This window comes from Alistipes sp. D31t1_170403_E11 (assembly GCF_015553985.1).
GTDB lineage: Bacteria > Bacteroidota > Bacteroidia > Bacteroidales > Rikenellaceae > Alistipes > Alistipes montrealensis.
On the sequence record NZ_JADNHQ010000010.1, the window covers coordinates 60,835 to 62,645 of the forward strand.

General features: G+C 49.3%; 1 protein-coding gene and 1 pseudogene. Both read left to right on the forward strand.

Annotation, left to right across the window (positions count from 1 at the left end; all coding sequences use genetic code 11):
• Positions 1-156: 156 nt before the first annotated feature.
• Positions 157-523, forward strand: a pseudogene (locus tag I2E69_RS15325) (phage integrase SAM-like domain-containing protein); the annotation flags it as partial.
• Between the two features lie 487 nt (positions 524-1,010).
• Positions 1,011-1,556, forward strand: coding sequence for a UpxY family transcription antiterminator (locus tag I2E69_RS14325; RefSeq protein ID WP_195461905.1), 546 nt, complete (start codon positions 1,011-1,013; stop codon positions 1,554-1,556).
• Positions 1,557-1,811: the final 255 nt, after the last annotated feature.

The window sequence follows — 1,811 nt, forward strand, 5'->3', positions numbered from 1 at the left end:
GGTCGCTGGTTCGAATCCAGTCACCCCGACTGATGAAAAGGCTTGGTAATCTGATGATTATCGAGCCTTTTTCTTTTGTCGGAGGTTGATCGGTTCGTGGCTCTCGACCCCGTTTTTGCGTTGGTTTACACGGTCTGTGTAAACCGTCAAAAGGCTATGGACACCACTATTTCAGTTATTTGTTTCAAAAGCAAGACCCTCGCCAACGGGGAGCATCCGCTCATGTTGCGCATTACGAAAGACCGTAAACGGACGATGAAGATTACACGGCGGAAACGGTCGTAAAAGAGCAGTCCCGTGAGCAAATTCAGTTCGAGACGGTCGAGAGTTTTTATTTGCGAACGGTGGAACAACTCAAACGGAAGGGGCCGTAGGAAACGCCTATGCCTATCTGAACTCCTGCAACGTACTGAAATCCTTTAATCGGGACAAACCGCTTAATTTCACGTTCAGCCGTATCGACCCCGATTATCTGGAAAAATTCGAGGAATGGATGCGGGCGCGGGGAAATAAAGGCATGACGAAGATTATAGGCGCTGATTGTTTACAGGGAAAGGGAGTAGAGTGGATCGAGTAGATTTCCGGTAGTTTTGAACTCTGTTTAATGCGGCCTTCGGGTCGCATTTTTTGTGGGTTTTATCGCGTTCGGATTGTTGAATGAAACAAAACGGGTGTTTTGTTGTCTATTTGGGTGTATGTGATAATTATTTGTTGTGTAAAATATTGATATATAGATTATTTCTTAAATGCTGAAATTTTTGGATCGAAAAGATTGAAATGAAATGTTTGGTTATTCAGCCAATAATTCATACTTTTGTGTAGTAAAAATCGCCTCTTCTTCGGAGGTTGCATTTTTTACAGGGGTTTCGGTGTTGTTCCTGGGTCAGGAACGGTTGCATCAGGTGTCGGATTACAAGCGGCCAACCCCCGATTGCCTCGCTGAAAAAACCTCCTTCATGGGGTGGGTTTTCTATCTGCGGGGGATTGTAAAATATGCCCTTTAGCAAGCTATGTTCGACAAGAGAGACGAAGAGCACTGGTATGCACTGAAAGTCTTTTACAACCGGGTGTTCGATGTCGAAAGGCTTCTCGCACAGGACGGTGTAAAAACCTACATTCCTTTACGTTCCACAGAAACAACCGTCGGCGGCAGGACGATTCGCCGACGCGAACCGGCCGTTTCATCGCTGATGTTCGTCCGGCAGGCGGAACGCGCGGTGCTCGAACTGATGCAGCGGGCGAAGGCTACCAGTCCGCTGATGGTATATTTCGACCGGGAGACCAAAAAACCGGCCGTCATTCCCGATCCCGAGATGGAGGCCTTCATGCTGGTCACGTCGACCGACGATCCCGGGCTGGAATACCTCCCCGAAGCGCCGGCGGAACTCCGGCGGGGCGACCGGGTCCGCGTTACGGAGGGTGTTTTCAAAGGGGCCGAGGGGTATATCAGACGCATCAAGGGCAACCGGCGGCTGATCGTCTCGATCGAGGGCGTCGTAGCCGTGGCGACGACTTACATTCCCGGCAGTTTTCTCGAAAAAATCACGACGGACTAATCGGCTGTCCTGCCGAATCTGTACGTATTCCGTCCGCAGATCTCTCTGCAGGCGGAGATTTCGATACTTTGTTATTTTAGGTCACCGATATCGGCTTATCCCTGTTCCGGCAGGGATCGATTCATATTGCATTCCGGCTATCCTGTCGGTCAGGTTTCCGGCAATTTTTCGCGTCTTCCATGCTTTATCATTTATTGTCAGGTTTAGGAATCGAGAAGTACGTTTCGTCACGTTACTTTTCGTCGTGGCTTATCC